We start from the raw sequence: 16,338 nt of genomic DNA on the forward strand, positions 1-16,338 counted from the left end.
CCATGGTCCGTTCCGTCCCGATCCTCGGCCGTATCCTCGCGATCCTCCTCGGCGTCATCGTGACGCTCTACATGCTCGTCCCGTTGCTCGTCGTCGCCGGCGCCTCGGTGGGAGAGAACCGCTTCCTCACGTTCCCCGGACAGGGCTTCACGCTCGACTGGTACGTGGAGGCGCTCACCTCCGACACCTACCTGGAGCCGTTCCGCCTGAGCCTCGTGGTGGGTGTGTCGGTCGCGATCCTCGCCGCCTCCATCGGCACCGCGGCGGCCCTCGCGCTGACGCGGTTCCGCGTTCCGGGAGGCGCGGCGATCCAGGCGCTGCTGATGTCGCCGCTGACGATCCCCACGATCATCCTCGCGATCGGCGCCCTCTCCATCGCCTCGCTCACGATCGGCTCCCCGAATGTGGGCGTGCTCATCGCGATCCATGTCGTCATCGCGATCCCCTACGTCATGCGCACCGTGACCGGCGTGATGACCCGTGCCGACCACTTCACCGAGGAGGCCGCGCGCACCCTCGGCGCCGGCACCTGGAACCGCTACCGCCTCGTGGTGCTGCCCATCGCCCGCCCCGGCATCGCGGCCGGAGCGTTCTTCGCCTTCAACATCTCGTTCGACGATGCGGTCATCGCCCTCTTCCTGCGCACCCCGCAGCTGGAGACCCTGCCCATCGCCATCTACGGCCAGCTGGAGTTCAGCACGTCGCCCACCGTGGCCGCCGTCTCGACCCTGATGGTCCTGCTCACCGTCGTCCTCATGATCGTCCTCGAACGCATCATCGGCCTGGGAAGGTTGTTCGTCTGATGACAACGCTCACCATCACTGCACTCACCAAGGACTTCAAGGGGACGAAGGTGCTCAAGGGCATCGACCTCTCGATGCGGTCCGGCGAGTTCGTCTCGCTCCTGGGCCCGTCGGGCTGCGGGAAGACGACGCTCCTCCGCTGCATCGCCGGGCTCGAGTCGCCCACGAGCGGCACGATCGAGATCGCGGGGCAGGACGTCACGAAGCTGCCGCCCGAGAAGCGTCACCTCGGCATGATGTTCCAGAGCTACGCGCTCTTCCCGCACATGAGCGTCGCCGAGAACGTGCGCTTCGGGCTGCGGATGTCGGGCGAGAAGTCGAAGGCCGAGCAGAAGGAGCTCGCCGTCCGGGCGTTGGAGCGTGTGCAGATGGGCCACCTCGCCGATCGCATGCCCGCGCAGCTCTCCGGCGGACAGCAGCAGCGCGTCGCCCTGGCCCGCGCCATCGCGTTCGAGCCGCGCGTGCTCCTGCTCGACGAGCCGCTGTCGAACCTCGATGCGCGTCTGCGCGAGGACATGCAGGTCGAGCTCAAGGAACTGCACCGAACGCTCGGTCTCACGACGGTGTTCGTCACGCACGACCAGGAGGAGGCGATGAGCCTCTCCGACCGCATCGTGCTCATGAACGGCGGGATCATCGAACAGGAGGGCGCGCCGGCGGAGCTGTACAGCGCCCCGCTCACCACCTTCGCCGCCGACTTCATCGGTGCCGCGAACCTCCTTCCCGCCACGCGCTCCGGCGCGATCGCGACCCTCGACGGCACCGCCGTGCAGGTCCCGCTCACGGGCGCCGGGCCGGACGGCTCGGGCGAGGTCGTGCTCCGGCAGGAGGATCTGCATCTGTCGCCCGCGGTGGGTCCGGGTGCCCCCGTCCCGGTCGAGGTGATCGCGCACGTCTACCGCGGCGCCGACGTCGTCTACATCGTCGAGCTCGCCGGGCGCCGCCTCCGCGTGGTCCGTCCGCGGCACGAGGACCCGCTCCCCGAGGGCGCGGCCGGTCTCGGCTGGCGCGACGGCGCCGTCCTCTGGATCCCCGCCGCCTGAACCACCCCGCGCACAGCTTCGGAGACCAGCCCCGACACGCCGTGCGGCCACCCCGCACGACCGCGTGTCGGCGGCAATCTCCGAAGCTGTGCCCCGTCCGGGCGGCTCAGACCCGGCGACGGGTCAGCACGAGGCGGAGGGTCACGGCGAGGACCGTCGACACCACGATCCAGCCGAAGGCCGTGCCCAGGGCCATGAAGAACGAGGCCTGATCGGTGGCGCCGGCCACGTTCCCGTAGTTGATCGCGCCGTGGGCCGCGATCGCCACCAGGAGTCCGGCGAGCGCGAGGAGCGGGCGCGACCAGGCGCGCCGGGCGTCGAGAGCGAGACCGAGCGCCGCCCCGGTCCAGATGGTGAGCGCGGCATGGGTGGGGAACGTCAGGGTGCGGACGATCCAGGTCGCGATGCCGGAGCCGGGATCGTTCGCCGCGATCTCCGCCGCGATCGCGGAGGCGTCCTCCACGGCTGCGAAGCCCACGCCGACCAGTGCGCCGACCATCGCGCCGAAGAGCACGCCGCGCAGGCCGAGGCGTCGTGCGAGCAGAAGGACGAGCAGCACGCCGAGACCCTTTCCGATCTCCTCCAGGATGGGCGTCAGCACCCACATCGTGGGGACCGCCTCACGCACGATGCCCTGGTCGTCGACATAGATCGCCTGCTCGGACGACCACGCGCCGATCGCGGCCGCGAGGAGCACGGCGGCACCGGCGCCCCAGGCCACGGCGAGCAGGGACGACGCCCATGACCGCGCACGCCGCGGAGCGGTCCAGCGGGCGGCGAACATCGTCACGGCCGCCGCGGGCAGAACGGCGGCGAGACACAGGAGGAAGACGGGGCCGGTTTCGATCGTGAACAGCACGATCGCGAGTGCCAGCGGGAGGAGGAAGGCGGCGAGCACCACGGGGCGGCGAGCCACGAACGGGACGGTTTCGGAGGGGACGACCGCGGAATGCACTCCCCGATCCTTCCAGACCCGTTCCGCGACATTCCTGGGATACCGGAATGCTGAGTGGGCTCGCCCGGCCGTAGGATCGCGGCATGGTCGACGACGACACCCCCTCCGACGCCTCTCCCCGCGACCCCTCACGGCGCGGATTCTTCGCCGTGGGCGGTGCCGCCCTGGCGGGAGCGGTTATCGGGGGCGCGGGAGGGGCGGCGATCGGAGCCTCCGTCGCCGGAGCCGGCGGCCGGGACGGCTTCGCCGATGACCCGGATCCGTTCGCCGCACTCACGCCCCGCTCGGAGCCCGGCTTCGATCACATGGTCGTGGTGATGGGCGAGAACCGCTCCTTCGACAACCTCCTCGGCTACCTCTACACGGCCGAGACGCTGCCGGCGGGCGAGACCTTCGAAGGTCTCGCATTCGGCACCCACAGCAACACCGCCCCGGACGGCACGGTGGTGGAGGCGCACGTCTACCGGGGCGACACGGACCGCATCATGAGCCTCCCCGATCCGGACCCGGGTGAGGAGTACCCGCACGTCAACACGCAGATCTTCGGCACCGTCGATCCGAAGACCAACGCGGACCTGTTCGTCGACGAGATGACCACGCCCTTCAACGCCCCCACCCACGGCGAGAAGGCGACGATGTCCGGTTTCCTCGAGGACTACATCATCAACTTCCGCCGACTGCGCGACGGGAAGGAGCCGAGCCTGGACGAAGCGCGGCACATCATGGGCTCGTTCTCGCCGGAGATGCTCCCGGTGCTCTCCACCCTCGCCGCCGAGTTCGCCGTGTTCGACCACTGGTACGCCGGAGTGCCCTCCCAGACCTTCTGCAACCGCTCCTTCTTCCACGCCTCGACCTCGCACGGCTTCGTGACGAATCAGGGTGGCGGCGGCTACCGGAAGTGGCTCGACGCCCCGGCCGCACCGACGGTGTTCAACCGCCTGGAAGACCGCAAGGTGAGCTGGCGGATCTACATCGACGAGCTCCAGCTGGTCTCCTTCACGGGGATGCTGCATGCGGCGGTGCTCGAGAAGTACTGGCGCACGGATCATTTCGGCACGATGGAGGACTTCTACGCCGACGCGAAGAACGGCACCCTCCCGGCCTACGCGTTCATCGAGCCCCGGATGGTCTACGACCACAACGACTTCCATCCGCCGTTCGGGAAGCCGCGGGAGAGCGTGGTCGACGGCGAACCCGTGTTCGACAGCGCCATCTCCGATGTGCGGGCGGGCGACCGGCTCATCCACGACGTCTACGAGGCCGTGCGCACGAGCGCGACGCCCGGCGGCTCGAACGCCGTGAACACCCTGTTGCTCATCACCTTCGACGAGCACGGGGGCTGTTACGACCACGTGCCTCCGCCCGCGGCCACGAAACCCACGAAGGACACCGGTGCCGGGGAGATGGGCTTCACGTTCGACCGGCTCGGTTGTCGCGTCCCGGCGATCGCGGTGTCGGCGTACACGCGGCGGGGCACGATCGTCCACGACGAGATGCACCACGGGTCGGTCACGGTCACGCTGTCACGCCTGCACGGCCTGGAGCCGCTGAACGACCGCGATCAGTCGGCCAACACGCTGCTCAACGTCGTGAACCTCGACAAGCCGCGGCACCCGGCCGACTGGCCCGTCACCACACCCGCGTACACGCCGCCGAACCCCGAAGACGGCACCCCGCAGCCGAACGAGGCCGATCACCTCAAGCCGCTCACGCCTCCCGCCCGGGGGCTGCTCGGGCTCCTCCTCGCCCGCTACGGCGCGGCGGGCGAGAAGGAACCGGAGACCTTCGCCGACGCGTACCGGCTCCTCCACGAGCACGGCGAGGAGCTGTTCGGCCCTCCGCTCTGACAGCGCACTTCCGCACGAGGTCGCAGAGTCTCCGGGAATGCCCGCGACCTCGGTGCGATTCTGCGACCCCGCGCCGGTGACTCAGCCCTCGCGGGAGAACGTGACGTGGGTCACTCCGGACTCCGCGACCTCGGACGTCACGCGATAGCCGGCCTCGAGACCACGCAGGTCGTCCCACAGCCGGATGCCGCTGCCGGTGAGGATGGGGGTGATGCCGACGTGCAGGTCGTCGACGAGCCCGGCGCGCAGGAACTCCCGGACCGTGGTCGCCCCGCCGCCGACGCGCACGTCACGTCCTCCGGCCACGGCTACGGCTTCCCGCAGCGCCTCCTCCGGGGTCGCGGAGAGGAAGCGGAAGCTCGTGCCGTTCGCGAACTCGATCGGCGGGCGCGGCGTGTGCGTGAGGACGAACACCGGAACCTCGAACGGCGGCTCCTCGCCCCACCAGCCGCGCCACTCCGGGTCGTCCGGGTTCGCGTGGAGCCCGAACATCCCGGCGCCCATGATCTCGGCGCCGATGCCCTGGAAGTACTGCGCCGCGTACTTCTCGTCCACCCCGGTGGTGCCCGCGCCGCTCGTGTCGTGGAAGACGCGCTCCTGGAAGGTGCGGGTCGCGGTGTAGGCCGCGGTGAGGCGTCCCCAGTCCTCGCCGAAGGGGTTCTCCGGGGTCTGATCGGTCGTCGTGGCGAAGCCGTCGAGGGTGATGTTGAGGTCGACGCGCACGCGGGTCATGGTGCCTCCGAAGCGGTGGGGACGGGCGCCGGTCGGCGCGCCGTCCCCAGCGTCGGGCGTCACGCGGCCCCTGTCAAGAGGCCCCGGGATCTCCCGGAAGCGCCATGTGGATGGTCGGGTAGGGACGACCGTCGCCGTCGAGCGCGCTCCGACCCACCTCCACGAAGCCCCGGCTGCGGTAGAACCCGCGCGCGCCCGGGTTGTCCTCGTTCACATCGACCCTGACCACGGCCTGATGGGCGACGACCTCGGCGAGGAGCACGGAGCCCACACCGCGGCCGCGGAGGGCATCGGAGACGAAGAGCATCTCCAGCCCGCCGTCGTGGACACCCGCGAACCCGACGGGAATCCCGTCCTGTTCGGCCACGGTGAGGGTCACCGCGGGGAAGTAGTCGGACGCGAGATGCGATTCGATCCGGGCGAAGTCGGCCTCGTCGAGGAAGTCATGCGTGGCACGAACGGCACTGCGCCAGATCTCGACGAGTGCCGCGTACTCCTCTTCCCCTCGACACGGCCGAATGATGAGCGGGGCACTTCCTGCGGACATGGATCCGACACTATCCGCCGGACCGCCGTGCCGGATCAGGCCACGGGGTCGCCCTGGACCGGACCCTCCGTGTTGGGCTTCCACCCGAGGGCCGGCGCCACGTGCTCCGCGAACGCCTCGAGCACATGGAGGTTGTACTCCGGCCCGAGCTGGTTCGGGATCGTCAGCATGAGGGTGTCCGCGGCCATGACCGCCTCGTCCTGTCGGAGCTGCTCGATGAGCACATCGGGCTCCGCGGCGTAGGTCTTGCCGAACGTGGAGCGGAACCCGTCGATGATGCCGATCTGGTCGGCGTTCTCCTCGCTGCGCAGCCCGAAGTAGGCGCGGTCCATGTCCGACACGAGCGGGAACACGCTGCGGCTGACCGAGACCCGCGGCGACCCGGTGTGACCGGCCTCGCGGTAGGCGGAGCGGAACAGCTCGATCTGCTCGCGCTGCAGCTCGTGGAACGGCTGCCCCGTGGCCTCGGTCACGAGCGTCGAGCTCATCATGTTGAGCCCCTGGCGTCCGGTCTCCTCGGCCGTGGCACGCGAACCCGAGCCCCACCAGATGTGGTCGCGCAGCGTGGGCGACTGGGGCTCGATCGCGAGGTACTGTCCCGCGCCCACCATCCGGGGGTCGCCGGGGGCGAGGCGCTCGCCGTCGATGGCCCGCAGGAAGATCTCGAACTTCTCCCGCGCGAGCACGCTGCCGCGCTCCGGGTCCTCCTCGTCGCGGAAGCCGAAGGTCTCGTAGCCGCGCAGCGCCGTCTCGGGTGACCCACGGCTCACGCCGAGCGCGATCCGGCCGTCGGCGATGAGGTCGAGCGCGGCGGCCTCCTCCGCGAACTGGAACGGGTTCTCGTAGCGCATGTCGATCACGCCGGTGCCGACCTCGATCCGCTCGGTGCGCGCGGCCATGGCCGTCAGCAGCGGCATCGGGGACGCCGCCTGGCGGGCCCAGTGGTGCACGCGGACATAGGCGCCGTTGACGCCGAGCTCGTCCGCGCCCTCCGCGATCTCGATGGTCTGCTTCAGCATGTCGCCCGCGGTGCGGGTCGCCGAGCCGGGCACGTCGGCATAGTGACCGAACGAGAGGAATCCGAAAGCCTTCATGGTGTATTCGAACGCATGGAAGCCGGGACTATTCCCCCGGGAGGAGGAAGCCGTCGAGCACGAGTTCCCGGATCCGCGGCTCGAGCTCCGCCCACAGTTGCGGGAAGGGCACCTCGAAGAGGTCGGCGAGGGCGGGGGCGATCTGCAGCACCTGGAGCTCGCCGTCGCAGGCGCCGACGAATCCGGCGAGCGCAGGATCCACTGCGACCGTCCGCGCGAATCCGCCGCCCTGACGCAGCTCGATCACGCTCGGGTCGTCGTTGCCGGGAAGCAGGTGGCGCGCCTCCGTGACGTCGGGGGCCACGACGAGGGTGTCCGGCAGTCCCCCGGCGAGCGCATCGTGGGCCGCGAGGCCGAGACCGAGCGCCGCCCCCACGTTCGCCACGGGCTGCGAGACCCGCTCCGACCGCCGCAGCGGCTCCCCCTGCCCCCGGCGGAGCAGCACGTAGCCGAAGCCGATCGCGGTCACGCCCCGCGCCGCGAAGTCGTCGAGCCACGCGGTCAGCAGCGGGGTGAACGCGGCGTCGCGCGGCGTGATCCCGCCGTCCCTGATCCACAGCTCCGCGTACGCGAGGGGGGACAGCTCCTCCCGCTCCACCACCCACAGGTCGAGGTCGGCGGGCGCCCACGCGTCCAGCCGGGCGAGGCCGGTGATCCCCGTGCGGGACTCCCAGTTGCCGAGAAGCTGGGCGATGCCGCGCGGGGTGAGGTGGGCCGGTGCCGTGCGCACGAACTGCTCGACCAGCGCGTCGCCGACCAGACCGCCGTCGCGGTACTCGTAGGCGGGGACGCCCTCCGTTCGGGGGGTGATCACGAACGGCGGGTTCGAGACGATGAGGTCGAACGCCTCCCCGGCGACGGGCTCGAACATGCTCCCGTGGCGGAACTCGATGTTCGTGACCCCGTTGAGCTGCGCGTTCAACGCGGCGTAGGCGAGTGCGCGGTGGGAGACATCGGTGGCGACGACCCGGCCGGCCCGCCGCGCGACGAGGAGCGCCTGGATGCCGCAGCCCGTGCCGAGGTCGAGCGCACGATCCACCGCGAGCGGCACGACCGTCTCGGCGAGCGTGCGCGAGGCCCCGCCCACGCCGAGGACGTGATCGGCCGGCAGCGGACCGTCGAGGGCGACCTCGTCCAGATCGCTGGCGATCCACCACTCCCCGACACCGTCCTCGTCGACGAACGACTGCGGGCGCAGCAGCGCGACCGGGATCACGGAGTCGGCGTCGATCGTCGCCAGGCCCAGCGCCTCCAGACCGTCCACGCCGAGGGTGGGCAGGGCGCGCTCCACCGCCGCTCGGGGCTGGGGAAGCCCGAGCACCAGGAGCCGCCCGAGGGTCGCGAGCACGCCCTCGTCCCCGGCGATCGCCCGCAGGATGGGTTCGCGCAGGCCACGGCCCAGTGCGTCGTCCGCCTCCTCGCCCCAGAGCTGTCGCAGCGGCTCGGATCGGAGGTCAGCAGCATCCAGATCAACGGCGAGCGCGGCGCTGCGGAGCGGGTCGGGGCGGGGGGCGGGGGTGTCGGACACGGCCGTCACTCTACGCGTCTTCAGGGTTCTCCTCTGTCCGGCCTCCTAGAATCGCAGAGTCAGTACTCACGATCCGCCTCTCCCCGGCGTTCGAGGAAGACCTTCATGACCGCGATCACACCCGAGACGGGCCTCCGCGCGCGCGTGCGCCGGCTCGCGGCGTTCGTGGTCGCCGCCGGCTTCTGCGCCATCGGTGTCGCCGGTCCCGCTGTGGCGGCCGACCAGCCAGCCGCCGACGACGATCAACGGGTCGAACTGCATGTCACGGCGGGCCTGCGCGGGACCGTCGCCCCGGGGACCTCGACGTCGGCCGTGGTCACGATCGACAACCGCACCGAGGCGGAGCTCTCCGCGGGCCGCGTCGAGATCGAGCTCGGCAGCACGCCACTGACCGACGACGACGCCGTCACCGAATGGTTGGACGAGGGCCAGGCCGCGGGCTCCTTCCTCCCCCTCGGAGAGGAGACCACGAAGCCGGCGGAGGCGGGCGGATCCGTCGGCACCACCGTGTTCGTGCCGCAGGAGACCCTGAAGCCGTTGAAACCCGGGGTGTACCCGCTGCGGGCCGCCCTGAGCGAAGCCGGCACGAAGGATGGTGAGGGGCAGCGCACCACGACCTGGGACACCACCGCGACGAGCGTCCTCGTCGTCACCTCCGGCCCCACGAGCCCCGTCGGGGTCATCGTGCCCATCACCGCCACGCCGACGGGCGGTGCCCTCCTGAGCGCCGAGGAGCTCACGGAGTTGACCGCCCCGGACGGCGATCTCACCGCGCAGCTCGACGGCGTGGCCGGGACGACGGCGGTGCTCGCGGTCGACCCTGCCATCCTCACGTCGATCCGCGCGCTGGGCACCGCCGCCCCCTCGGCGGCGACCGACTGGCTGCAGCGGCTCGACGAACTCCCCAACGCCCGTTTCGCCCTGCAGTTCGGCGATGCCGACCTCACGGTGCAGGCGCAGGCCGGTCTGCCCGAGGCGCTGGCACCGCTGCCGCTGACCTCGCTGCTCGATCCCGCGGCGTTCCCTCAGCAGCGAGCCGTGACACCGACGAGCACTCCGGGCACCACCGCAGAACCGTCGGCGACGCCGACCGACGGACCGGCTCTTCCCACCGACGAGGAGCTCACGGAGATCGAAGGCGCGATCCCGGGGATCGTCTGGCCGGAGAGCGACCTCACAGAGGCCGACCTCGCGGCGTTCACCGGCTATCTGGGCCGCCCCGCTACGACCATCGTGTCGTCCGAGACCGTCGGCGACAAGAGTGCGGCCCATGCGACAGCGGACGGTCAGGACCTGCTCGTCACCGACGCCGCCACGTCGGCCGCACTGTCTGCTGCGGCGACAGAATCCGCCTCGGTTCCCCGCCAGGGGCTGTTGGCGGAAGCGGCCGCGCGGCTCTTCCTCGCCGGCGCCCGGGCCCCCGGCGCTCCGATCCTCATCGGCCTGGAGCGCGACGAGAACCGCTCCGCGGACGCCCTCCGCGACGCGATCTCAGCAGCCGACTCGATCGGCTTCGAGCTCTCGACGGTACGGGCGGCTCCCGCCGCCTCGGTGACGCTGCCCGAGACGGCCGCGGCGACCCGGGCGTCCGACCTCACCAATCTCCTCGCCGACGAGCGCTCCCTCACAGCCTTCGCCACCGTCCTCAGCGACCCCCTCGTGCTGCTCAGCCCCGAGCGGATCCGGATCCTGCGGACCATCGCGGTCGGATCGTCCGCGGAAGCCTTCGCCCAGAAGGTAGCGGCACATCGCGCGCGCACCACCGAGACGCTCGGCGCCGTCAGCATCCCCGACTCCAGCACCATCCAGCTCCTCACGGCCAACGCCGACCTCCCCATCGCCGTGCGCAACGACCTCCCGTGGCCGGTGACGGTGCGGTTGTATGCCGCCCCCACCGATCCGCGCCTCGAGGTGACGCCCGTGATCGACGTCGCCGTGCAGGCGAATTCGACCACGCGGGCGAAGGTGCCGGTGTCGGCCCGTGTCGGCAGCGGCGAACTCGATCTGCGCCTCAGCCTCACCAGCCCGACCGGGGTGCCGATCCAGTCCGAGCAGACCGTCCGAGTCGCGGTGCGCGCGGAGTGGGAGACCATCGGCCTCGTCGTCTTCGGCGGACTCGCCGTGCTCCTCATCGCTCTCGGAGTGGTCCGCACGGTGCGTCGGAAACGCCGGGAGGCGATCGAGGAGCAGGCCGTCGAGGCGGCCGTCGAGGAACTGATCGAGGAGAAGGAGGCGGAGGCCGCGGTGCAGGAGCGTCTCGACGGCCCTGAGGCCCCTTCCGCGAAGGAGTCGCGTGACTAGTCTCGGGCGCGCCAGCGCCATCATCGGCGCGGGCACCCTGGTCTCCCGCGTGACCGGGCTGCTGCGCAGCATCGTCCTCGTCGGTGTGCTCGGCTCCGTCGCCTCCGAGGCCGCTGACGCCTTCACCTACGCGAACCAGTTGCCCAACAGCGTCTTCTCGTTGATCTCGGTGGGCATCCTCACAGCCGTCATCGTGCCGCAGATCGTCAAGGCCACGGCGGATGCGGACGGCGGCAACGCGTTCATCTCCAAGCTCTTCACCCTCGGTACGGTCGTCCTCGTCGTGGTCACCGGTATCGCCACGGCCTGCGCACCGTGGCTCGTGCACATCGTGGCCGGTCGTGCGAACCCGGAGCTACTGGCCCTCGCCACGGCGCTGGCGTACTGGTGCCTCCCGCAGATCCTGCTGTACGGCCTGTACGCAATGATCGGCGAGGCGCTCAACGCCCGCCGCATCTTCGGGCCCTTCACGTGGGCGCCGGTCGTCAACAACGTCGTCTCGATCATCGGGTTCCTGGCGCTCGGCGCCCTCTTCGGACCCGTGCCCACGCGCGCGGCGGAGTGGACGCCGACGATGATCTCGCTCCTCGGCGGGACCGCGACCCTCGGCATCGCCCTGCAGGCCGTGGTGCTGCTGGTCTTCTGGCGTCGTACGGGGCTGGCTCTGAAGCCGGACTTCCGCTGGCGCGGCGTCGGGCTCGGCACGGTCGGCCGCCTCGCCGGATGGACCTTCCTGATGGCGTTCGCGAGCCTGGCTGCGGGGACCCTGCAAGGCTTCATCGTCAGCGAGGCGGCGGGACTCGAGGCCTCGGCCACGGTCACGACCAACGCCTGGCTGATCTTCATGCTCCCCTACTCGGTGATCGTGCTGTCGATCGGCACCCCCTACTTCACCCAGATCAGCGAGCACGCCGCGAGTGGCCGGGACGACGAGGTCCGCAGCGACATCTCCCGGAGCATCCGCACGCTCCTCTTCTTCATCGCCGCCGCCGTCGCCGCCGTGGCCGCCGCCGCCGTTCCGGCCTCGCGGGTCTTCACGAAGGACACCGAGTTCGTGACCGCCGATGACGCGGCGAGGTCCGCCGCGCTGGTCCTGCTCTGCTACCTGCTCAGCCTGATCCCTCTGACCGTTCTCTTCATCGTCCAGCGCACCTTCTACGCCTACGACGACACCCGCACCCCGTTCTGGTTCACGATCGTGCAGTGCACGCTCATCGTGGCCACCGCCCTCCTCGCCTGGGCGCTGTTCGAGGCCGAGGTGCTGCCGCTGTCCCTGCTGGCCGCCGCCGTCGCCCTGGGGCAGTCCGTGGCCAGCATCCTGCAGACCGTCCTGGCCGTCTGGCTCCTGCACCGGAAGATCGGTGGTCTGGGAGTGCGCTCCTGGCTGGCCGCCGTGGGGCGATTCGGTCTGGCTGCGGTGCCTGCGGGCCTCGCCGGCTGGGGCGTGTTCGTGCTGAGCGGAGGAGCGGACGGCTGGATGATGGGCAGCGCGATGCTCGGTGCGCTCGGCACCGCCGTCATCGGACTCGTCGTGGTGCTCGTCTACGTCGCGATCCTCGCGGTCTTCCGCGCCCCGGAGCTGAAGGCCGCCGGCGGGCTCGTCCGCCGCTTCCTGCCCGGCCGCTGACGCGGGAATGCCCCGCGGTTACCATGGGTTGAAGCAGTCGGACGTCTTTCGACGGCACCGCCTTTCTAACGGAGATCACATGCGTCAGGTCATCATCATCGGCTCCGGCCCCGCCGGATTCACGGCTGCCATCTACGCGGCGCGCGCGAACCTGGAGCCGCTCCTCATCGCGAGCTCCGTCGAGGTCGGCGGAGAGCTCATGAACACGACCGAGGTGGAGAACTACCCCGGCTTCCCGGAGGGCATCCAGGGCCCCGAGCTCATGGCGAAGTTCCAGGAGCAGGCCGAGAAGTTCGGCACCGAGGTGCTCTACGACGACGTCACCGAGCTCGACGTCGCCGGTCCCGTCAAGAAGGTCACCCTCGGTTCGGGCGCCACCCACGAGGCGAAGACCATCATCTACGCGACGGGTTCCGCCTACCGCAAGCTCGGCATCGAGGGCGAGGAGCGTCTCTCCGGCTTCGGTGTCTCCTGGTGCGCCACCTGCGACGGCTTCTTCTTCCGTCAGAAGACGATCGCCGTCGTCGGCGGCGGCGACTCGGCGATGGAGGAGGCCACCTTCCTCACGCGCTTCGCGGACAAGGTGTACGTCATCCACCGCAAGGACACCCTCCGCGCCTCGAAGATCATGCAGGAGCGTGCCTTCGCGAACGAGAAGATCGAGTTCGTGTGGAACAGCGAGGTCGTGGAGATCCTCGGCGACAACGCCGTCTCGGGCGTGCAGCTGCGTTCCACGGAGGACGGCTCGCTCCGCGACCTGCCCCTCGACGGCCTGTTCATCGCCATCGGCAACGACCCGCGCACCCACCTCGTCCACGAGAAGCTCGAGCTCACGCCCGAGGGAACGATCTGGGTCGACGGTCGCTCCTCGCGCACGTCGGTCCCCGGTGTCTTCGCCGCCGGCGACGTGATCGACCCCACCTACCGCCAGGCCATCACGGCTGCCGGGACGGGCACGATCGCAGCCCTCGACGCCGAGCACTTCCTCGCCGACCTCGAGGACTCCTCCGTCGAGGTCCCTGCGGCCGAGGCCGCTGAGGTCATCACGGCCTGACAACGGCCGGGAACACTTTCCCCCCGCCCGTTGTTGCAACAGGCGAACCTCGAACAAGGAGAACTCTGATGAGTGCAAAGGCAACGAGCCAGGCGACCTGGGAGCAGGACGTGCTGCAGGCCGATGGTCCCGTGCTGGTGGACTTCTGGGCCGAGTGGTGCGGTCCGTGTCGTATGGTCGCGCCGGTGCTGGACGAGATCCAGTCCGACAACCCCGACAAGATCACCATCCTCAAGCTCAACGTGGACGAGAACCCGGAGCTGGCTATGAAGTACCAGATCACGTCGATCCCGGCGATGAAGGTCTTCCAGGGCGGAGAGGTCAAGACGACGATCATCGGCGCCAAGCCGAAGTTCGCCCTCGAGCAGGATCTCGCCGCTTTCCTCGGCTGATCCCCCACGACCACGAGAAGGGCCGCACCTCCGGGTGCGGTCCTTCTGGCATTCCCGGGGACGCCTGCGCCCGGTCAGCGCTTGTCGTACACGTCCACGGGCTCGAGACCGCGCGCGGCCCGGGCGCTGTTCACGATCTCCTGGATGACGGCCGTCTTTCCCGCGTTGTAGGAGGACACCCCGTCCGCCGCCGCCCGCGCTGCGTCGTGCTTGGCGCGCTCGTATCGCTCCGCGTCTGCCCGATGCGCGCGCAGCCAGTCCCGCAGCAGACGCTGGGGCGCGAGATCCCACTCCGCGACAGGGAAGAAATGCGCGATGGCGAGGCGCTCCCCCGCCGACTCCCGGATCATCACCGGATGCGTGCGAACCCCGCTGCCGATGCGCCAGCCGGCCTCCTCCAGTGCGGAGCTCCGGTCGCCGAACTGCTCCCCTGTCTCCACGCGCACCGCGAGGTCGATGACCGGCTTCGCGCTCATCCCGGGAATAGCGGTCGAGCCGATGTGCTCGATGATCCATTCCTCGGCCCCGGCGGCGCGCATCGATGTCGCGAACTCCTCGAACCGCTGCGGCCACGACGGATCATACGGAACGAGGAGCATCGGTCGTCAGGACGCGTCGGCGATGCGGGGATCCCAGCGGCGGTGGCGCTGCTTCTCGTCCAGAAGCCCCCAGACGGCCGGTGTGAGCTCCGGGTACTCGAGGGCGATCTGCCGCAGCACGCGGTAGTGTCGTGCGGCGTTGGGTCGCACACCGTCATTCGCCGCGATGTTGTCCGCACGGAGCAGGTACACGACGAGTTCGTCGACGCTGGGCAGCTCCTCCATGAACTCCCAGGGGTCCTCACCGCCCAGAAGGCGCTCCTGGACGAGGACGGCGAGTTCGTCCGACGCCTCGGCGCGCAGCACTTCCAGGCTGGCGCGACGGGGGACGGATTCGGTCATCCCTCCAGCCTACGCGCGTGCGCGACGGGGTCGGCGCTCCACCTTCGCATCCTCGCTCATGTCTTCGAGCTCGCGGCCCTTGGTCTCCGGCACCTTGAAGAACACGAAGAAGAACGACAGCAACGCGAAGAACGCGTAGAAGCCGTACGCGAACGTGAGGCCGATCTCGGCGAATGCGGGGAACGTCGTCGAGATGAAGAAGTTGGCCACCCACTGCGCCGCCGCGGCGACGGCCAGAGCACCGGCACGGATCGAGTTCGGGAAGATCTCGCCCAGGAGCACCCACACCAGCGGGCCCCAGCTCGCACCGAAGAACACGACGAAGCCGTTGGCGCAGATGAGGGCGACGGTGGCCCAGGGGTCCGGGAGCGTCGCGGTTCCGGAGGCGTCGAGCGTACCGAACGAGAAGGCGAGCGCCATGAGTCCGAGGGTCACCGTCATGCCGACCGAGCCGACGAGGAGCATGATCCGACGACCGACCCGGTCGACGAGGAGGATCGCGACGATCGTGACGACGATGTTCGTGACGGAGGTGATGACGGACGTGAGGAGGGCACTGGATTCGTCGAAGCCCACCGACTGCCACAGCGTGGTGGAGTAGTAGAAGATGACATTGATGCCGACGAACTGCTGGAACACCGACAGCAGGATGCCGACCCAGACGATCGGCTTGAGTCCTAGCCGGCTTCCCCGCAGGTCCCGCAGCGACTCCGAGCGCTCCGTGTCGATCGTGCCCGTGATCTCCTTGATCTTCACTTCGGTGTCGATCGTCCCCGTGACGGTCCGGAGCACTTCCGCGGCGCGCTTCACCTCGCCCTTGCGGACCAGATAGCGCGGGGATTCTGGCAGCCGGAGCGACATCAGCCCGTAGACGAGCGCGGGGATGGCCGCGACCATGAACATCCATCGCCACGCGGTCAGGCCCCACAGCGGCTGGTCGGCCTCCCCCGCGATGCCCGCGAGCAGGGCGTCGGACAGCAGCGCGGCGAAGATGCCGAGGACGATGGCGAGCTGCTGCAGCGATCCCAGGCGCCCTCGGATCGCTGCCGGCGACACCTCCGCGATGTACGCGGGTGCGATCACCGAAGCCGCACCGACACCGAGGCCGCCGATCACACGCCAGATGATGAGATCGACGACGCTGAAGGCGAGGCCGGAGCCGATCGCCGAGACGAAGAACATGGCGGCGGCGACCACCATCACGGGGATGCGACCGAACTTGTTCGAGACGGGTCCTGCGAACCAGGCGCCCACGGCGCAGCCGATCAGGGCCGACGACACCGCGAAGCCCTTGAGGCCCGTGCCGAGATCGAATCCGGAGACGTCTCCGGCCAGAGCGTCGACGGCGCCGTTGATCACCGCGGTGTCGAATCCGAAGAGGAATCCACCCAGAGCCGCCGCGATACTGACGGCGATCACGCGACGCTTGATGGTGGCTGGATCAGCTGGTCTGGACATGGCATCCCCCTCGCAT

15 protein-coding genes are annotated in these 16,338 nt (G+C 70.0%); 7 read left to right on the top strand and 8 right to left on the bottom strand.

Annotated elements, in window-relative coordinates; translation table 11 throughout:
- Nucleotides 1–2: 2 nt before the first annotated feature.
- Nucleotides 3–803, top strand: coding sequence for an ABC transporter permease (locus tag BLU02_RS09825; protein ID WP_231919543.1), 801 nt, complete (start codon nucleotides 3–5; stop codon nucleotides 801–803).
- Nucleotides 803–1,846 carry an ABC transporter ATP-binding protein gene (locus BLU02_RS09830; RefSeq protein ID WP_060921344.1) on the top strand — a complete coding sequence of 348 codons (1,044 nt, stop codon included), beginning with the start codon at nucleotides 803–805 and terminating at the stop codon, nucleotides 1,844–1,846. The genes BLU02_RS09825 and BLU02_RS09830 overlap by 1 nt, the downstream gene beginning before the upstream one ends.
- A gap of 106 nt (nucleotides 1,847–1,952) precedes the next feature.
- Here BLU02_RS09830 and BLU02_RS09835 read toward each other — a convergent pair whose 3' ends face one another.
- Entirely contained in the window at nucleotides 1,953–2,762 is an 810-nt protein-coding gene (locus tag BLU02_RS09835; protein ID WP_157547042.1) for a PrsW family glutamic-type intramembrane protease, read from the bottom strand.
- A gap of 122 nt (nucleotides 2,763–2,884) precedes the next feature.
- On the opposite strand from BLU02_RS09835, the gene BLU02_RS09840 reads away from it, so the two are divergent.
- Nucleotides 2,885–4,648 carry an alkaline phosphatase family protein gene (locus tag BLU02_RS09840; protein WP_060921342.1) on the top strand — a complete coding sequence of 588 codons (1,764 nt, stop codon included), beginning with the start codon at nucleotides 2,885–2,887 and terminating at the stop codon, nucleotides 4,646–4,648.
- An 81-nt stretch (nucleotides 4,649–4,729) separates the two neighbouring features.
- On the opposite strand, the gene BLU02_RS09845 is transcribed toward BLU02_RS09840, so the two are convergent.
- The 4 genes from BLU02_RS09845 to BLU02_RS09860 all read right to left on the bottom strand — a co-directional run bounded on the left by BLU02_RS09845 (nucleotide 4,730) and on the right by BLU02_RS09860 (nucleotide 8,558).
- On the bottom strand, nucleotides 4,730–5,380 hold the full coding sequence (locus tag BLU02_RS09845) for a dihydrofolate reductase family protein (protein ID WP_060921341.1): 651 nt from the start codon (nucleotides 5,378–5,380) through the stop codon (nucleotides 4,730–4,732).
- A gap of 73 nt (nucleotides 5,381–5,453) precedes the next feature.
- On the bottom strand, nucleotides 5,454–5,927 hold the full coding sequence (locus BLU02_RS09850) for a GNAT family N-acetyltransferase (protein ID WP_060921340.1): 474 nt from the start codon (nucleotides 5,925–5,927) through the stop codon (nucleotides 5,454–5,456).
- A 35-nt stretch (nucleotides 5,928–5,962) separates the two neighbouring features.
- Nucleotides 5,963–7,021: an LLM class flavin-dependent oxidoreductase gene (locus BLU02_RS09855; RefSeq protein ID WP_060921339.1), complete on the bottom strand. Its 1,059-nt coding sequence runs from the start codon at nucleotides 7,019–7,021 to the stop codon at nucleotides 5,963–5,965.
- 28 nt (nucleotides 7,022–7,049) lie between these two features.
- Entirely contained in the window at nucleotides 7,050–8,558 is a 1,509-nt protein-coding gene (locus BLU02_RS09860; protein ID WP_060921338.1) for a DUF7059 domain-containing protein, read from the bottom strand.
- A 96-nt stretch (nucleotides 8,559–8,654) separates the two neighbouring features.
- On the opposite strand from BLU02_RS09860, the gene BLU02_RS09865 reads away from it, so the two are divergent.
- The 4 genes from BLU02_RS09865 (at nucleotide 8,655) to trxA (ending at nucleotide 13,923) form a co-directional block, all read left to right on the top strand.
- Nucleotides 8,655–10,850, top strand: a complete 2,196-nt coding sequence (locus tag BLU02_RS09865) for a DUF6049 family protein (protein ID WP_060921337.1) — start codon at nucleotides 8,655–8,657, stop codon at nucleotides 10,848–10,850.
- A complete protein-coding gene (gene murJ / locus BLU02_RS09870) occupies nucleotides 10,843–12,477 on the top strand; it encodes a murein biosynthesis integral membrane protein MurJ (protein ID WP_060921336.1) in 1,635 nt (544 codons plus the stop codon). The genes BLU02_RS09865 and murJ overlap by 8 nt, the downstream gene beginning before the upstream one ends.
- Nucleotides 12,478–12,556: 79 nt before the next feature.
- On the top strand, nucleotides 12,557–13,531 hold the full coding sequence (gene trxB, locus BLU02_RS09875; RefSeq protein ID WP_025102858.1) for a thioredoxin-disulfide reductase: 975 nt from the start codon (nucleotides 12,557–12,559) through the stop codon (nucleotides 13,529–13,531).
- 68 nt (nucleotides 13,532–13,599) lie between these two features.
- Entirely contained in the window at nucleotides 13,600–13,923 is a 324-nt protein-coding gene (gene trxA / locus BLU02_RS09880; protein WP_025102859.1) for a thioredoxin, read from the top strand.
- A 74-nt stretch (nucleotides 13,924–13,997) separates the two neighbouring features.
- Here trxA and BLU02_RS09885 read toward each other — a convergent pair whose 3' ends face one another.
- The 3 genes from BLU02_RS09885 to BLU02_RS09895 are packed head-to-tail and all read right to left on the bottom strand — an operon-like array spanning nucleotide 13,998 to nucleotide 16,322.
- The gene (locus tag BLU02_RS09885; RefSeq protein ID WP_060921335.1) at nucleotides 13,998–14,522 is read right to left on the bottom strand and encodes a GrpB family protein; all 525 of its coding nucleotides are present in this window, start codon (nucleotides 14,520–14,522) and stop codon (nucleotides 13,998–14,000) included.
- A gap of 6 nt (nucleotides 14,523–14,528) precedes the next feature.
- On the bottom strand, nucleotides 14,529–14,864 hold the full coding sequence (locus BLU02_RS09890) for a hypothetical protein (protein ID WP_025102860.1): 336 nt from the start codon (nucleotides 14,862–14,864) through the stop codon (nucleotides 14,529–14,531).
- A gap of 9 nt (nucleotides 14,865–14,873) precedes the next feature.
- Complete coding sequence (locus BLU02_RS09895; protein ID WP_197676689.1) at nucleotides 14,874–16,322, bottom strand: sugar porter family MFS transporter; 1,449 nt, start codon at nucleotides 16,320–16,322, stop codon at nucleotides 14,874–14,876.
- Nucleotides 16,323–16,338: the final 16 nt, after the last annotated feature.

Origin of the sequence: Microbacterium paraoxydans, assembly GCF_900105335.1 — a bacterium.
Lineage (GTDB): Bacteria > Actinomycetota > Actinomycetes > Actinomycetales > Microbacteriaceae > Microbacterium > Microbacterium paraoxydans.

Bases quoted from the DNA above. Each gene is read 5' to 3' on its own strand.
- BLU02_RS09855 (WP_060921339.1), bottom strand. From the start codon at position 7,021: ATGAAGGCTTTCGGATTCCTCTCGTTCGGTCACTATGCCGACGTGCCC.
- BLU02_RS09895 (WP_197676689.1), bottom strand. From the start codon at position 16,322: ATGTCCAGACCAGCTGATCCAGCCACCATCAAGCGTCGCGTGATCGCC.
- trxA (WP_025102859.1), top strand. From the start codon at position 13,600: ATGAGTGCAAAGGCAACGAGCCAGGCGACCTGGGAGCAGGACGTGCTG.
- BLU02_RS09830 (WP_060921344.1), top strand. From the start codon at position 803: ATGACAACGCTCACCATCACTGCACTCACCAAGGACTTCAAGGGGACG.
- BLU02_RS09845 (WP_060921341.1), bottom strand. From the start codon at position 5,380: ATGACCCGCGTGCGCGTCGACCTCAACATCACCCTCGACGGCTTCGCC.
- BLU02_RS09840 (WP_060921342.1), top strand. From the start codon at position 2,885: ATGGTCGACGACGACACCCCCTCCGACGCCTCTCCCCGCGACCCCTCA.
- trxB (WP_025102858.1), top strand. From the start codon at position 12,557: ATGCGTCAGGTCATCATCATCGGCTCCGGCCCCGCCGGATTCACGGCT.
- BLU02_RS09850 (WP_060921340.1), bottom strand. From the start codon at position 5,927: ATGTCCGCAGGAAGTGCCCCGCTCATCATTCGGCCGTGTCGAGGGGAA.
- BLU02_RS09890 (WP_025102860.1), bottom strand. From the start codon at position 14,864: ATGACCGAATCCGTCCCCCGTCGCGCCAGCCTGGAAGTGCTGCGCGCC.
- BLU02_RS09885 (WP_060921335.1), bottom strand. From the start codon at position 14,522: ATGCTCCTCGTTCCGTATGATCCGTCGTGGCCGCAGCGGTTCGAGGAG.
- BLU02_RS09825 (WP_231919543.1), top strand. From the start codon at position 3: ATGGTCCGTTCCGTCCCGATCCTCGGCCGTATCCTCGCGATCCTCCTC.
- BLU02_RS09865 (WP_060921337.1), top strand. From the start codon at position 8,655: ATGACCGCGATCACACCCGAGACGGGCCTCCGCGCGCGCGTGCGCCGG.